Genomic DNA, 420 nt, shown 5'->3' on the forward strand with positions numbered 1-420 from the left:
CATCTCCCCCACAAGTGGGGAGATTACCCCATCATGAACGCTCGGCACTAATTACTGAACGCTGCAGAATGAAAGCGGAGAGAGTTGTGTCAGCCAATCTCCCCACCTGTGGGGGAGATGTCCGGCAGGACAGAGGGGGGCGCCTCGTGATTCCATCAAAACAGGAAGCGCTCTAAGAGGCGCGGCAGGGTAGAATTTGCAAACGGGCGCTCAGGCGTCCGGCTCGCGCATACGGTAGCCCATGCCGCGCACCGTCTCGATCATGTCGATGCCCATCTTTTTGCGTAAACGCCCGACGAACACTTCGATCGTGTTGGAATCGCGGTCGAAATCCTGATCGTAAAGATGCTCGACCAGTTCGGTGCGCGAAACCACCTCGCCCATATGGTGCATCAGATAGGCGAGCAGCCGGAACTCATG

1 protein-coding gene is annotated in these 420 nt (G+C 57.4%); it reads right to left on the reverse strand.

The genetic code is table 11. The features are described from left to right. Positions 1 to 210 precede the first annotated feature (210 nt). The coding region (locus AB1462_RS32260) for a helix-turn-helix domain-containing protein (protein WP_367249189.1) at positions 211 to 420 on the reverse strand (210 nt) is incomplete at its 5' end.

It is taken from the genome of Pseudomonas sp. SB113, assembly GCF_040754745.1.
GTDB classification, from domain to species: domain Bacteria; phylum Pseudomonadota; class Gammaproteobacteria; order Pseudomonadales; family Pseudomonadaceae; genus Aquipseudomonas; species Aquipseudomonas grimontii.